10 protein-coding genes and 1 pseudogene are annotated in these 14501 nt (G+C 62.4%); 2 read left to right on the top strand and 9 right to left on the bottom strand.

The annotated features are described in order from the left end of the window. The 8 genes and pseudogenes from J4D28_RS28730 to J4D28_RS28695 form a co-directional block, all read right to left on the bottom strand. Nucleotides 1-292 (bottom strand): annotated as a pseudogene (locus J4D28_RS28730) (alpha/beta hydrolase); the annotation flags it as partial. Then, nucleotides 285-992 carry a phosphoribosyltransferase gene (locus tag J4D28_RS28725; protein WP_103331811.1) on the bottom strand — a complete coding sequence of 236 codons (708 nt, stop codon included), beginning with the start codon at nt 990-992 and terminating at the stop codon, nt 285-287. The pseudogene J4D28_RS28730 and the gene J4D28_RS28725, both read right to left, overlap by 8 nt. A 59-nt stretch (nt 993-1051) precedes the next feature. Next, nucleotides 1052-1936: a universal stress protein gene (locus J4D28_RS28720; protein WP_016702976.1), complete on the bottom strand. Its 885-nt coding sequence runs from the start codon at nt 1934-1936 to the stop codon at nt 1052-1054. Nucleotides 1937-2209: 273 nt separating this feature from the next. Then, nucleotides 2210-3826 (bottom strand): chaperonin GroEL, encoded by a 1617-nt coding sequence (gene groL / locus J4D28_RS28715; RefSeq protein ID WP_016702975.1) that lies wholly within the window; start codon nt 3824-3826, stop codon nt 2210-2212. A 175-nt stretch (nt 3827-4001) separates the two neighbouring features. Then, a complete protein-coding gene (locus tag J4D28_RS28710) occupies nt 4002-6284 on the bottom strand; it encodes a heavy metal translocating P-type ATPase (RefSeq protein WP_029526504.1) in 2283 nt (760 codons plus the stop codon). A gap of 120 nt (nt 6285-6404) precedes the next feature. Further along, nucleotides 6405-7793 (bottom strand): MBL fold metallo-hydrolase RNA specificity domain-containing protein, encoded by a 1389-nt coding sequence (locus J4D28_RS28705; RefSeq protein ID WP_028683965.1) that lies wholly within the window; start codon nt 7791-7793, stop codon nt 6405-6407. 97 nt (nt 7794-7890) lie between these two features. After that, nucleotides 7891-8811: a universal stress protein gene (locus J4D28_RS28700; RefSeq protein WP_028683964.1), complete on the bottom strand. Its 921-nt coding sequence runs from the start codon at nt 8809-8811 to the stop codon at nt 7891-7893. Nucleotides 8812-8893: 82 nt separating this feature from the next. Then, entirely contained in the window at nt 8894-9148 is a 255-nt protein-coding gene (locus tag J4D28_RS28695; protein ID WP_016702971.1) for an Lpp/OprI family alanine-zipper lipoprotein, read from the bottom strand. A gap of 233 nt (nt 9149-9381) precedes the next feature. Here J4D28_RS28695 and J4D28_RS28690 point away from each other — a divergent pair, with 233 nt between their 5' ends. Both J4D28_RS28690 and ftsH read left to right on the top strand, forming a co-directional pair. Beyond that, complete coding sequence (locus tag J4D28_RS28690; protein ID WP_103331812.1) at nt 9382-10029, top strand: BON domain-containing protein; 648 nt, start codon at nt 9382-9384, stop codon at nt 10027-10029. 82 nt (nt 10030-10111) lie between these two features. Next, the gene (gene ftsH, locus J4D28_RS28685) at nt 10112-11947 is read left to right on the top strand and encodes an ATP-dependent zinc metalloprotease FtsH (protein ID WP_103331813.1); all 1836 of its coding nucleotides are present in this window, start codon (nt 10112-10114) and stop codon (nt 11945-11947) included. A gap of 3 nt (nt 11948-11950) precedes the next feature. Here ftsH and J4D28_RS28680 read toward each other — a convergent pair whose 3' ends face one another. Next, the gene (locus tag J4D28_RS28680; protein ID WP_103331814.1) at nt 11951-14326 is read right to left on the bottom strand and encodes a phosphoketolase; all 2376 of its coding nucleotides are present in this window, start codon (nt 14324-14326) and stop codon (nt 11951-11953) included. Between the last annotated feature and the right edge of the window lie 175 nt (nt 14327-14501).

Below are 14501 nucleotides of genomic sequence, written 5' to 3'. Positions count from 1 at the left end.
CGATCCAGTCGAGCACCTCAGTCAGGCGCCTGGCAAGCAATGCGATGTCGAAACGCAGCTCCCGGGTCCGGTTATCCAGGCGTTGCTCGGTCTCCGTGAGCAGGTCGAACAGCAGCGACCCCAGCCCGCGCCTGGCCAGCGACTCGGCAACGTACCGATTGCGCGGGCTTGAACGGCCGCTGCCACTGCCATGAGCGAAGACGACCAGCGCCCTGGCGCCCGGAGGCAGGCGCAAATCGGCTGATAGTTCGATGCCCTCCAGGTCCAGCTGTCGAACTCGAGGTTCAAACATCGCGAGGCTCCTGGGCCGAGGGACCGGGAACCGATTCCCGTTGCCAGGCGCGCTGCAACAGATCGATGACCTCGGTATCCGACGTCTGGGAAAAATCCAAGTACCAATAGCCGATCGACATCATCCACTCGGGGGTGAGCGGGCAGACCAGTTCATCCACTTCGCTGCGCAGCGCCTCCGCTGTCTCAAGCGGTGCAACCGGCACCGCAACGACAATGCGCGCCGGTGCTTGCGCACGCACCGCGTGAACCGCCGCCATCATCGAGGCGCCTGTGGCCAGGCCGTCGTCGATCAGAATCACCACCTGATCCTTGAGTCGCAACGGTGGACGGCCCTCCCGGTAAACCTGTTCACGACGCAACAACTCCTGCGTTTCCCGCGTGACCACGGCATTGAAACGGGCTTGATCGACCGGATGGGCACGCAGGGCGTCTTCATTGAGGATCTGAATGCCGCCGCTGGCTATGGCGCCCATGGCGAACTCCTCGCGGGTGGGTACGCCCAGCTTGCGGACCAGCATCAGGTCCAGGCGAATGTCCAGGGCCCTGGCCACCTCATAGGCAACCGGAACACCGCCACGGGGCAAGGCGAGGACAATGACATCGGGCCGATGGGCATATTCGAGCAACGGCTCCACCAGGCGGCGACCGGCATCTGCCCGATCGTGCAAGATGGTTTGCAATGAAGGACTCTTGGACATCGGAGAACTTCCTCAGGCGATGACGGCGCTCGCCGCGTAACGTGGGGATGCGGCCTTCCCTATATCGCCAAGACGCTGCAAGGCACCTGATAGAGGATATGTTCGGTCGTGCTGCCCAGCAGCTTCTCCAGGCCCCGGGACTGGACTCGGCCCATCACGATCACATCCACCTGCTGCTGATGGGCGAATTCGCTCAGCACCGGAACGGGGTGGCCCTGGATGAAATGCCGGCGGTCAGAGGACACGCCATACCGACCGGCCAGCTTGAGGAACGATTTCTCCATGTCCCTGAGCTGCTCTTTAGTGAGGTCGGCAAGTGTCAGCCCGCCCATGTCGGCCAGATAGGCGGCTGAAATATCGCAGGCATACAGCAGGTGCAGCTCGGCGTCGCACTGCATGGCAAGGTCGCAGGCCTGCTTGATGATCCGCTCATTGAGCTCGTCGCCCTGTGGCTCGGAACTCGAAGCATCGACCGCCGCCACCACCTTGCGCGGCATGGCATGGCCACCTTCGCCAACCAGATAGACCGGTATCGGGCAATGGCGCAGCAAGCGCCAGTCCAGCGGGGTGAAAAACGCGCGCTTGAGTGCCGGTTCGTGCTGCACTTGTTTGATCAGCAAGTCGGGCTGCATCTCCATGACGTGATCGAGAATGTCTTGCTGCAGGTCATCGGCCCAGGTCACCTCTGTCGTCACCACCAGCCCCTTGTCGCGCAGGTTTTTCGCCTGTTCCTTGAGCCAGTCGCGATGGTCTTGCAGGTAATCGGCGCGCGCCTTTTTCCGGTCGCCTTCTTCGAGCAACGCCAAGAGTTTCCAGGAAGGCATCAAGGCACAGACATGCAGGCTCGCTCCGCTGGCCTTGGCCAGGGCTGCGGCATGGTTGATGACCTGGGAGTGACGCAGGGCCGGGTTGATGATCAGCAATAACCGTTGATACTGGCTCATGAGCGGGCTCCGGGCAGATGGGTTTCAACGCCTGCCGTGGCCCTTTCGACGGCCGCCGCGGCGTCCTCGCTGGCGCAGGCACCAGCGCTTGCAATCCAGCGTCCTCCGTCGATGCCCCCTTGGCGTTGATTTATATCAAGTGCCCGCGCAAGGCAGGCAAAATGCCCCCTCCGGCCCGGACACCCGGCCTGTTATCCAGCATATTTATCAATATCAATCAGGGCGGGAGCGCCCTTCTTCACCCATGCGCGAGTACGACCCGGCTCACGGCCATCACTCAGGGAATGGTGGCTGGGCAGGCGATTCCTTTTCCGGAATATCGGTCATGGTCGCCTCGGTCAGCAGCAAGATACTGGCCACCGAAACGGCATTTTCAAGGGCAATGCGCACCACTTTGGTCGGGTCGATAATGCCGGCTTCGTACATGTCGACATAGCTGTTGGTGGATGCATCGAAGCCAATGCTCCCAGGTTCCGCCAGCATGCGCGCAACGACGACGCCGGCGTCCACCGACGAGTTTTCGGCGATGAGCCGCGCCGGGGCTTCCAACGCCCGACGCAATATCTGCAGACCGGTCCTGGCATCGCCCTCATGCAAGGTCTCCTCGGCGGCAACCGTCGGGACAGCCTTGAGCAGGGCCAGGCCGCCCCCCGGAACGATGCCTTCGGCGATCGCCGCCCGGGTCGCCGATATCGCGTCATCCAGTGCATCCTTGCGGGCCTTCATTTCAACCTCGGAAGGCGCCCCGACCCGGATCACCGCGACACCGCCAGACAACCTGGCCAGCCGCTCCTGAAGTTTTTCCCGGTCGTAATCGCTGGTAGTACTGCCCATTTGCGCGCGAATCTGTTGCAGGCGCGCCTCGATAGCTTCACGGCTACCTGCCCCGCCAATCAGCGCCGTGCTGTCTTTTTGCACCACGACTCGATGCGCGCGTCCTAACTGGCCCAGTTCCACCTGTTCAAGGCTGACGCCCAACTCGTTGGAAACCACCGTTGCCCCCGTCAGGACAGCCATGTCCTGAAGTACCTCCTTGCGTCGGTCACCAAAGCCTGGCGCCTTGATCGCCACTGCGCGCAGGACACCCCGTATCTGGTTGACGACCAGCGTGGTCAACGCCTCTCCTTCGATGTCATCCGCGATCAACACCAGGGGTTGCCCGCTTTTGGCAACCAGCTCAAGCAATGGCAGCAAGTCCTTGAGTACGCCGATCTTATGGTCGCAGAGCAGCAAGTAGGCGTCATCGAGCTCGACCTGCATCTTCTCGGTATCGGTGACGAAGTAAGGCGAGACATAACCCCGGTCGAACCGCATCCCCTCCATGACCTCGACCACGGTCTCGGTGGTCTTGGACTCTTCGACGCTGACGACGCCTTCAACGCCCACCTTTTCCAGAGCGTCAGCCACCAGTTGGCCGATGACGGCATCGTTATGCGCCGACAGCGAGGCCACCTGTGCCTTTTCCCTGGGCGTGCCCACCGGCCGCGACTGGGCCTGGAGCGACGCCACGACCAACGACAACCCCCGATCCAGGCCGCGCTTGAGGTCGATCGCACTGGCTCCCGCAACGACGTTGCGTATGCCATCGGCCAGGATCGCATGGGCCAATACCGTTGACGTGCTGGTCCCATCGCCTACCGCGTCGCCTGTGCGCTCGGCCGCTTGACGCAGCATTTGAGCCCCGAGGTTTTCCTCGGGGTCGAGCAGGTCGATGCGTTTGGCAATCGTCACGCCATCATTGCAGACCGTCGGATTGCCCCACTTGTTCTGAATCAGCACTGATTTCGATTTCGGGCCCAGCGTCACGCGCACGGCGTCCGCCAACTGTGTGGCGCCACTCAGGATCTTCTCGCGAGCAGCAGCACGAAACACGATTTTACTGTGAGCCATGAAGTCGCTCTCCTACCCGTTCGATAGTCCTTTCAGCTTCCATGAAACAGCCCCTGAAACCTTGACTTTCATCAACAAACCCACGTTGTCGGCGAGCCCCTGCGCCACGCATAAAGGCCAATGCGCGGATGACCGATGACGAGTGCCGTCAAATGCTGGGGCCGGCTTCACACGGCTAGCGCCAGTCGAGATAACGGAACAGTTCTTCCTCCTGATCGAAATGCAGCCTCACGAGGGTGTCCAGGCGAATCAACTGATGCTGAATCTCCTCGGCAGAAGCCGTGGCGGGGTCGGCGCTGAAGTCGGCGCTCATGCGTGCCAGCAAATGGATAAGGCGAAAAATTTCCCGATGGGCGTGGCTCATCGTCGACAGGGGGTCCTCGCCCGGCAGGCTGCGAGTCAGCAGCGGGTACAGGGTGTTTTCATCGTCGCGCTCATGTTGCGCCAGCGATGTCTGCAGTTTTCCAACCAGTTCCCGCAAGTCGGCCTGCGCCTGCTCAAGGGGGCGCCGCGAAAAGTCACTGGCCAGTTGATGCAGATCGCTCAGCACTGCGGCCAGCTGCTGGTGTTCGTCTTGCAGGCGATCGATATGTTCTGCGGCAAGCTTTCGTGGGCCCGTTCCCTGCAGAGGTCCCAATGCACGCAGGGCGTTAATGATGATCAACACATCAATGCCCTCCTGCACAACGGCACCGACAAGCGGTGGCAGGTAACCGAGCGCAGCCACGACCATGGCCAGCAATGACATGCCCATGCCGACCCATACGCCCTGCCGGGCGATCCGGCAGGTCCGGCGAGCGATGTCCAGCGCATCGACCAGACGGTCCAGGCGATCGACCAGCAATACGACACCCGCCGCTTGCGCAGATGCCGTGGCACCGCTGGCGCCCATCGCCACACCGACATTGGCCGCCGCCAGCGAGGGGGCATCGTTGATGCCGTCGCCGACCATCAGTGTGCTGGCACGCTGGCAGCCCTGCTGGACAGCCTGCACTTTATCCTTGGGCGTCAACCCGGCTCGCAGCTCGTCGATCCCCGCAGACAGGGCAATCATCTCGGCGGTTTCCAGGCGGTCCCCGGTGAGCATGACGATTTTCTCGATGCCTCGGTTGCGCAATCGCCGCAAGGTTTGCGGGGTTTCTCGGCGCACCTTATCCGAAAACACCAGCAGGCCAGCCAGCTCCCCGTCCACGTCGATGAAGCTGCCACTACACGCCAGGTAATCCATATGGCGCAGCATGGCCGTGCTCCAGTCAGTCGCAGGCGCTTGTTCATGCGCAAAAGACAAGGTGCCGAAACGCACGCGCCGGCCTTCGACCAGACCACAAAGCCCCGAGCCAGGATGTTCCTGAACCTCCCGCGGAGCGCTGAGTGATAAATGGTGTTGATGTGCCGCCTCGACCATTGCCTGGCAGATCGGATGCGTCGAAGCCTGCGCCAGCGAGGCGGCCAGGCCAAGCAGGTGCTGGGGATTGGCCAGCCCGTTGACCTCTATCGACTGCAGGCGCGCATGGCCGCTGGTCAGTGTGCCGGTCTTGTCGAGAAACACCTGCCTGATCCCGGCCAACGCCTCCAGGGTCGTGCCGTCCTTGATCAATATCCCGCGCCGCGCCGCCCTCGAAATGCCTGACATGATGGAAATCGGCACCGCCAGGATCAACGGGCAAGGTGTGGCGACCACCAGGACCGCAAGCACCCGCAAGGGATCGCCACTCATTTGCCAGGCCACGGTGGCGATCAGCAAGGTCAGCGGAATGAACAGCAGCGCATAGCGGTCGGCCAGGCGCACAAAGGGTGCGCGCGAACGTCGTGCCGTCTCCGCCAGCCGCACTATCCCGGCATAGGTGCTTTGCGCAGCCGTTCGCGTGGCGGTTAACAGGAAAGGTGCGCCGACATTGGATACGCCACTGGGCAGTTGCTCACCTTGGCGACGGGTTACCGGCAACGACTCACCGCTGAGCGCCGATTCGTCCAGGATGGCCGCGGGACTCAGCAGGCGACCATCGACCGGTATCACCTCCCCCAGGCGCACCAGCAATGTCTGCTGCGGTTGGATCTGCTCGACCGGGATCCTGCGCAAGCCGCCCTGCTCCTGCAGCCAGGCAAAACGTGGTGCCCGATCGATGAGCGCACGAAGCTCGCGCTCGGCGCGTTGCCTGGTGAAGAACTCCAGGGTGCGTCCGGTAGCCAGCATCAAGGCAATCACCGCCGCCACCAGCATCTGCTCCAGGACCAGTGCGGCGACCATCGACATCAGCGCGATCAGGTCTACACCCGCCTCGCGCCGGGCCAGGCGCTGGGCAATCTCGACGAGCAGGACCAGGGCCATCACCAGGCTGCCTGCGGCCCAGCCTAGCGATGCCCAGCCGGGCTTCTGCGCCATGTACGCAACGCCACCGGCCAGGAGCGTCAACACACAGAACAGCAATAGCAGCGGGTTCAGCCACTTGCCGAACATCGAGGAGAGTTCCTCAACAGGCGATTCGCATTCAGCGCTGGGAAAACCGTTGTCCTTCATAGGATCACTCTCGTCGCCACCACGACGCCTCGATCGGTGAGTGGCAACACCGGGGGGTTGTCAGAGCGATGAGCTTGCAGGCTGGTCGGCAGCCGAGAGCTCGACGCTGTCGCGGTACTCCGGCACCGAGACCGACCATCCCAGCTCCTGGCTGATGCGGCGGCGCAGTACGTCCGAGGCGTTGGGTTCGCCATGCACCACGAAGGTGTGTTTCGGCGGCCGCTTGAACCCGCGCAACCACTGCATGATTTCATCGGCGTCGGCGTGCGCGGACAAGGTTTCCATCGGCACGACTTCGGCGCGGATCGGCACATCCTTGCCGTGGATACGCACCGACTCGGCGCCTGCGACTATCTGCGCGCCGCGGGTGCCGCCGGCCTGGAAGCCCGGCACCAGCAACGTATTGATCGGGTTGGGGGCCAGCGCCTTGAGGTGGTGAACCACCCGGCCACCGGTGGCCATGCCACTGGCGGCGATGATCACCGCGGGCGTGCGCTGCAGATCCAGGTTGATCGATTCCTGGGTCGTGCGCACGAAATGCGCGACATGGCACATGCCTTCGCACTCCTCCTGGGAGAGGCGGTGCTCACTGCGAAAACGCTGGTACAGGCGTGTGACATCGGTGGCCATGGGACTGTTGAGGTAGATCGGCAGGTCGGGGATCGCACGTTTCTGCAACAGCCGGTACAGGTGATACATCAGCAATTGCGCGCGCCCTACCGCAAACGACGGTACCAGGGTGATGCCACGGCGCATCGCGGTTCGGCTGATGACCTGTGCCAGTTGCTCTTCCGGTGACTCGACGGGATGCCGGCGGTCGCCATAGGTCGACTCCACCAGCAGATAATCGGCGTGCTCGATGGTTTCCGGTGCGAACATCAAAGGGTCGTTGGGCCGCCCCAGGTCCCCGGAGCACACCAGCGTGATGCCGCCGGCCACGACTTCCACCGTGGCCGCGCCGAGAATATGCCCGGCGCAGCGCAACTGGATGCTCATACCCGGGACGATATCGACCCGATGGTGCAACTCCAGCGGCCGCAGCAGCTTCAGGGCGCGCTCCGCATCCTGCTCGGTATAGAGCGGCAACGCCGGGGTGTGTTTCGAGTAGCCATGGCGATTGGCGAACTCGGCCTCTTCCTCCTGCAGGCGGCCGCTGTCGCGCAACAGGATTTTCACCAGCTCACAGGTGGCGGCCGTGGCATACACCGGGCCGCGGTAACCGTTGCGCGCCAATACCGGCAGGTAGCCGCTGTGATCCAGGTGGGCATGGGTCAGGACAATGGCGTCCAGCTCGCGAACCGGTAGCTGGAACGGGTCCCAGTTATGCAGGCGCAATTGCTTGTAGCCCTGGAACAGGCCGCAATCGATCAGTACATGCTGGCCTTCATGCTCCAGCAGGTACTTGCTGCCGGTGACCGTACCGGCCGCGCCGAGAAATGACATTCGCATGCTTGTCTCCTTGAACCTTCATGGGAACGCTATTGATCGCTCCTTTCGCCCTGGCGACCGTTGATTTTTATCAACCGTGGCTGTGCCCGCGGTCATTTCAGCCGGCCTCGGCGGGCGGCTTGACCAGCATCAGGCTGCAGGGGGGATGGTGCAGCAGGTTCTCGGCGGTACTGCCGACGAAAACCTCGACGCCGTGGCGGCAGGCCGTGCCCAGCACGACCATGTCGAACACGTTCCGGCGGGCGAAATGGCCGATCACCTGATGGGGGATGCCAGCCAGCTGATGTCGGTGTTTCTGCTCGACCCCATAGCGCTCGGCGAGCAGATCGAAGGCCTCTTGCTGGGCATCGTTGACCGCATCCCGCAGGCTGTCGTCCAGGCTCGAGGTCGGCACACTCGTCACCGTGTCGCCCACCACCGACCAGTTGCTGACATTGAGCAGGTGCACGGTCGCGCCGCAGGACGTTGCCAGCGTCGAGGCCAGGTCGAGAATCCGTTCGTTGAGCCCTTGGGTCAGTGCTTCGAGGTGGGACAGGTCGATGGCGGCGAGGATCTTCAACGGCCTGGGGTTTTCCGCACGGATGACCAGGTGCAAGGGGGCGGGACAGTCACGCAGCAACAACCAGTCCAGAGGCCGATGGAACACCCGGTCGAGTGCCGGCACCGGCTGCATATCCTTGATCACCAGGTCCGGGTAGAAGTCGTTCACGTATTCAAGCACGTGGGCCGGGCTCAACCTGGCCCAGACCACTTCAGTGGTCACCTGCCCTCCTTTGCATCGCTCAAGCCTGGCCTGTTGCTCGAGCCAGTGGCGGTGCACCTGCAGGTAACCTTCCCGGGCCTGGGTCATCGCGTCGTGGTCGAACAGGCCGGCCACCGCCAGTGCGTTGACGTAATCGAACGCGACAATATGCAACATCGCACCTGTTGCGTTGGCCAGCGCCTGCGCCCGCTCGAATGCGGGGGTGCGAATCATCTCCGTCGGTGCAATGAGCAGTAAACGTTGTATTTTCAACATCACACACCTCGTCCTGGAAACGCTTTACCCGTGTAGCTGCCAGCCCGGCTTCCTGCCGGGAGCATCGTTCAAAAATCATTCATTACTTGCGGGTCGCCTTATCGAGCATCCGACGAGCACGTTCATTCGCCTCATCCGCGGTCCGTTGCGCCTGGCTGGCCGTTGCCTCTGCCCGTTCCGCTTTCAAATAAGCTTCATCGGCCCTGAGCCTCGCCGTCGCGGCGTTGTTTTCCGCGGACTCCAGGCGCGCGTCGATTTCCTGGGCATGTCGCTGACTGCAACCGGCCGTCGTCGCCAACACGATGCCCAGCAGTACAACGGGCAAGTGCTTATCCATGGTTTCCCCCTCAGTCGATTACGACTGGATAGCTTCAGGCTGTGCTTCGAGTATCGGGCGTTATCGAGCCGAGCCTCTGATCTTTATCAACTAATACCGGCTAGCGATCAGCGGGTGGCGTCAGCGAAGCCTTGTTGATTTAGCTCAATGTCACAGCGTCGCTCAGGCGTAAAAAAACCAGAGAGGCCGGTTTATGACCCGGACAACCAACGCATCAGCCAAAGGACACCATCATGAGCGACCTGAATCTGCGTAAATTCATTCTGGAGGAGCTGGAGTTCCAGCCCGATATCGATGCCGCCAACATCGGTGTGACAGTGGAGAACGGTGTGGTCACGCTCACTGGCCACGTCAACAGCTACGCCCAGAAAATCAGTGCCGAACGTGCGGTAAAAGGCATCAAGGGAGTGCGTGCGCTGGCCGAGGAAATCCAGGTCAGGCTGGAAAAAGGCGCCGGCACGGCGGACGACACCATTGCCAACCGAGCCTTGAACATCCTCAACTGGAGTTCAGACGTACCTGAAGGAGACATCAAGATCATGGTACAGAACGGCTGGATCACCCTCGAAGGCGAAGTCGACTGGCAGTACCAGAAAGAAACCGCGGAGCGGGCGGTACGTAAATTGTCTGGCGTGGTGGGCGTGGACAACCAGCTCACCCTTTGTCCGCGAGTGGATGCCGGCGATATCCGGCAGCGTATCGAGGACGCCCTCAAGCGCAATGCGGAAATCGATGCCAAGGCCATTCACATCAAGGTCGACGGCGATGTGGTAAAGCTTGAAGGCAAGGTCCATTTGTGGCGCGAACGGCAGATAGCCGAACGAGCTGCCTGGTCGGTGCCGGGAGTAAGGAAGGTAGACGATCATTTGCTGATTGCCTGAATCGATCACCCGGGGCGCCCACGGCTTCCCCGGGTGATAGGCGGCCTGTCCGGCCCCCATGCCCTCTCCGTGAGCCAAGGCCATGAACAAAAGTCACCAATGGAACCTGTCCTACTTCGTGATCGCGTTGGCCATGGTCGCCCTCGCTCAGTTTCTCTTTTTCGATCGTCATGCCGTGCAGGACATTCCTTACAGCCAGTTTCTGCAACTGCTGAACGAGCAGAAGGTCAGCGATTTGCGGATTGAGAAGGATCGGATCAGCGGCAAACTGCAGCCCCCCATCGATGGGCGCGACCGGTTCTCGACGGTGCGGGTCGAACCGGCGCTGGCGGCGGATCTTGCCCGATCGACTGTCGGATTCAGAGGCATCAATGAAAACACCCTGATGAGCAACCTGCTGGGGTGGTTGCTACCTTTTGTCCTCATCATGGCGGTCTGGCACTTCCTGTTTCGCGGGCTGGCGGAAAAACAGGGCCTGGGTGGATTGATGAGCATTGGCAAGTCCCGGGCCAAAGTGTTCGTGGAGCGCGATACCGGGGTGACCTTCGCCGATGTCGCGGGCATCGATGAAGCCAGGGCCGAACTGGTGGAGATCGTCTCGTTCCTCAAGGACAAGGCCAGGTACGCGCGCCTTGGGGCGCATATTCCCAAGGGGACGTTACTGGTCGGTCCACCGGGTACAGGCAAGACCCTGGTGGCCAAGGCCATCGCCGGGGAAGCCGGGGTACCGTTTTTCTCGATCTCAGGCTCCGAATTCGTCGAAATGTTCGTTGGCGTCGGCGCCGCCCGAGTGCGTGATCTGTTCGAGCAGGCCAGGCAGGCCGCACCCTGCATTATTTTCATCGATGAGCTCGATGCCCTGGGCAAGATGCGGGGTATCGGCGCGTTCGGTGGCAATGACGAAAAAGAACAGACGCTCAACCAGCTTCTGGCCGAGCTGGACGGATTCGATCCCCGCGAAGGCGTCGTCCTGCTGGCCGCGACCAATCGTCCCGAGATTCTGGACCCGGCACTGTTACGGGCGGGCCGGTTCGACCGGCAGTTGCTGATCGATCGCCCCGATCGCAAAGGCCGAGAGGCGATTCTCAAGGTCCACCTGAAAAAAATTACCGCGGCAGCGGACCTCGATTGCCAGCGTATCGCCGACATCACCACCGGTTTCACGGGTGCCGACCTGGCCAACCTGGTCAACGAAGCCGCCATCGTGGCCACCCGCCGCGGCGCCGAGTCGGTCCACCTCGACGACTTCACCTCGGCGGTGGAGCGCCTTGTCGCGGGGATCGAACGCAAGAGCAGCCTGCTGCACCCCGACGAACGCAAGGTGGTGGCCTATCACGAGATGGGGCATGCCCTGGCCGCCAGCAGCCTGCCGGCCATGGACCCGGTCCACAAGGTGTCGATCATCCCGCGCGCCGCCGGTTCTCTGGGCTATACCTTGCAGCGACCGACCGAGGACCACTTCCTGATCAGTTGCCAGATGCTCAAGGACCGGATTGTCGTGCTGATGGCCGGACGCGCCGCCGAGTTCCTTGCCTATGGCCAGATATCCACCGGCGCCGCTGACGACCTGGGGCACGCCACCGATATTGCCCGCCAGTTGATCACTCGGTTCGGCATGGACTCGACCCTCGGCCAGTCGGTACTCGAACGGCAACCTGCAAGCTATTTGGGCGAACGCCTGCCGCGAGGTGGCGAGAGAGACTATTCGGAACAAACCGCCCGGGAAATTGACCTGGCCATCCGCACCTTGCTCGATGAAGCCTATGACAAGGCCAAGACCCTGCTCCAGAACCGCCGGAACGACCTGGATGCCGGAGCCCGCCTGCTGCTGGAAAAGGAGACCCTGACTCCCGAGGAATTTCCACCGCTCCGGCCGTTGGTGCCGGCCCAGGCTTCGCAGCGGCTGAGCGCGCTCTGACACTCAAGTACCGGTCGCGGGCGTCCATTGCCAGTTCAGCACCTCGGGCATGTCCTGACCGTGTTCGATGAGGTAGAGCTTGTGTTTTTCCAGGGTCGACCAGTAGCGCGACCGCGCCAGCTGCAACTGACCATGCAGCCGGGGTACCCGCTCGATCACGTCCAGCGCCAGCTGGTAACGATCCAGGTTGTTGATCACCGCCATGTCGAACGGGGTGGTGGTCGCGCCCTCCTCCTTGAAACCACGCACATGGAAACGCTCGGGATTGTTTCGCTTGTACAGCAACCTGTGGATCAGCGCCGGGTAACCGTGGAACGCGAAGATCACCGGCTGGTCGAGGGTAAACAGCTGCTCGAAGGCGCTGTCCGGCAAACCATGGGGGTGCTGGTATGAGGGCTGCAGCACCATCAGGTCGACGACATTCACCACCCTCACCCGCAGGTCCGGAACGTACTCGCGCAGCAGGGTCACGGCGGCCAGGGTCTCCAGGGTCGGCACATCGCCGGCGCAGGCCATCACCACGTCGGGGTCCTGGTCATCCCGGCTGGCCCAGTCCCATCGACCGATCCCGGCCTGGCAATGGCGGATGGCCGCATCGATATCCAGCCACTGCCACTCCGGTTGCTTGCCGGCCACGATGACGTTGATGTAGTTGCGGCTGCGCAAGCAGTGATCGGCTACCGACAACAGGCAATTGGCGTCGGGTGGCAGATAGATTCGCGCGATATCGGCCTTTTTGTTCGCCAGCAGGTCGATGAACCCCGGGTCCTGGTGCGAGAAGCCGTTGTGGTCCTGGCGCCAGACATGGGAAGTCAGCAGATAGTTGAGCGAGGCCACGGGTTTGCGCCACGGCACCTCGGCGGCGGTTTTCAGCCATTTGGCGTGCTGATTGACCATCGAATCGACGATATGAATGAACGCCTCGTAGCAGGACAGCAGGCCGTGCCGCCCCGTCAGCAGGTAGCCCTCGAGCCAGCCTTCACAGACCTGTTCGCTGAGGATTTCCATCACCCGACCGTCAGCCGCCAGGTGGCTGTCATCGGGCTCTTGTGGATCCATCCAGGCCTTGGCACTGACCTCATAGACCGCGTCCAGCCGGTTCGAGGCCGTTTCATCCGGGCCGAACAGGCGAAAGTTACGCGACAGCAGACTGTTTTTCATCACGTCGCGCAAGAACCTGCCCAGCACGCGGGTGGCCTCTGCCCGCAGGCAGCCCGGCGCCGCGAGCGGCACGGCGTAGTCGGCGAACCGTGGCAGATCCAGCGACCGCAACAACACGCCGCCATTGGCATGGGGGTTGGCGCTCATGCGCCGGTGTCCGGTGGGCGCCAGTGCGGCAAGCTCGGGCAGCAAGGCACCGTTGGCATCGAACAGCTCGTCGGGACGGTAGCTGTTGAGCCACTCCTCGAGCTGGCGCAGGTGCAGCGGCTGCTGGAAATCGGCCAGGGGCACCTGATGCGCACGGCAGGTGCCCTCGACCCGATGGCCGTCGACGAATTTCGGCCCGGTCCAGCCCTTGGGGGTGCGTAACACCAGCATGGGCCACAGAGGCCGCTCCGGAGCCTGGTCCTGGGTATTGCGGCGGGCGATGCGCTGGATCTCGCGAATTTCCTGCAGCACCGTGTCCAGTGTCCTGGCCAGCGCCTGGTGCACCTCCATCGGGTCATCGCCTTCGACGAAATACGGGTCGTAGCCATAGCCATACATCAGGGCCGACAGCTCGTCCTCGCTGATCCTGGAGAGCAGCGCCGGATTGGCGATCTTGTGGCCATTGAGGTGCAGGATCGGCAACACCGCGCCGTCGCGCGCCGGGTTGAGGAACTTGTTGGAATGCCAGCTGGCCGCCAGCGTTGCCGTTTCCGCCTCGCCATCGCCGATGACACAGGCCACGATCAGGTCCGGATTATCGAAGGCGGCGCCGTAGGCATGGGCCAGGCTATAACCCAGCTCGCCGCCTTCATGGATCGACCCTGGAATCTGCGCCGAAACGTGGCTGGAGATCCCGTATGGCCAGGAAAACTGCCTGAACAGGCGGCTCAGGCCGCTGGCGTTGCGCCCCACCTCCGGATTGAGCTCGGTGTAGGTGCCTTCCAGGTAGGTCTGGGCCACGACAGCCGGCCCGCCATGACCGGGGCCGGCGACAAAGATCATGTTCAGGTCGTACTGGTTGATCAGCCGGTTGAGGTGCGTGTAGATGAGGTTGAGCCCCGGCGTGGTGCCCCAGTGCCCCAGTAGCCGCGGCTTGATATGAGCCAGGGCCAGCGGCGTCCTCAGCAGCGGGTTGTCCTTGAGGTAGATCTGCCCGACCGCCAGGTAATTGGAGGCCCGCCAGTAGGCATCCAGCGTCTCCAGTTGTTCCGCACTCAGGAAACCGCTCATGAAGTTCTCCGCCAGGGCCCGGCCCACCGATCGACATGCATCGATTCTGGGAGCCTGGAACGCTCAGGACTTGATTTACATCAAGCACCGATGAAGCCATTGAAGCTGAATAAGCCATCGTTCCATCGACGCCGTCTTGACCAGGCCCTTCCACTCGTCGCCTGCTTTTTGCCAG

Origin of the sequence: Pseudomonas sp. GW531-T4 (assembly GCF_017349615.1) — a bacterium.
GTDB lineage: Bacteria > Pseudomonadota > Gammaproteobacteria > Pseudomonadales > Pseudomonadaceae > Aquipseudomonas > Aquipseudomonas chlororaphis_I.
Note: the sequence above shows the minus strand (reverse complement) of the source record. Positions and strands in the feature narration are given on the sequence as shown.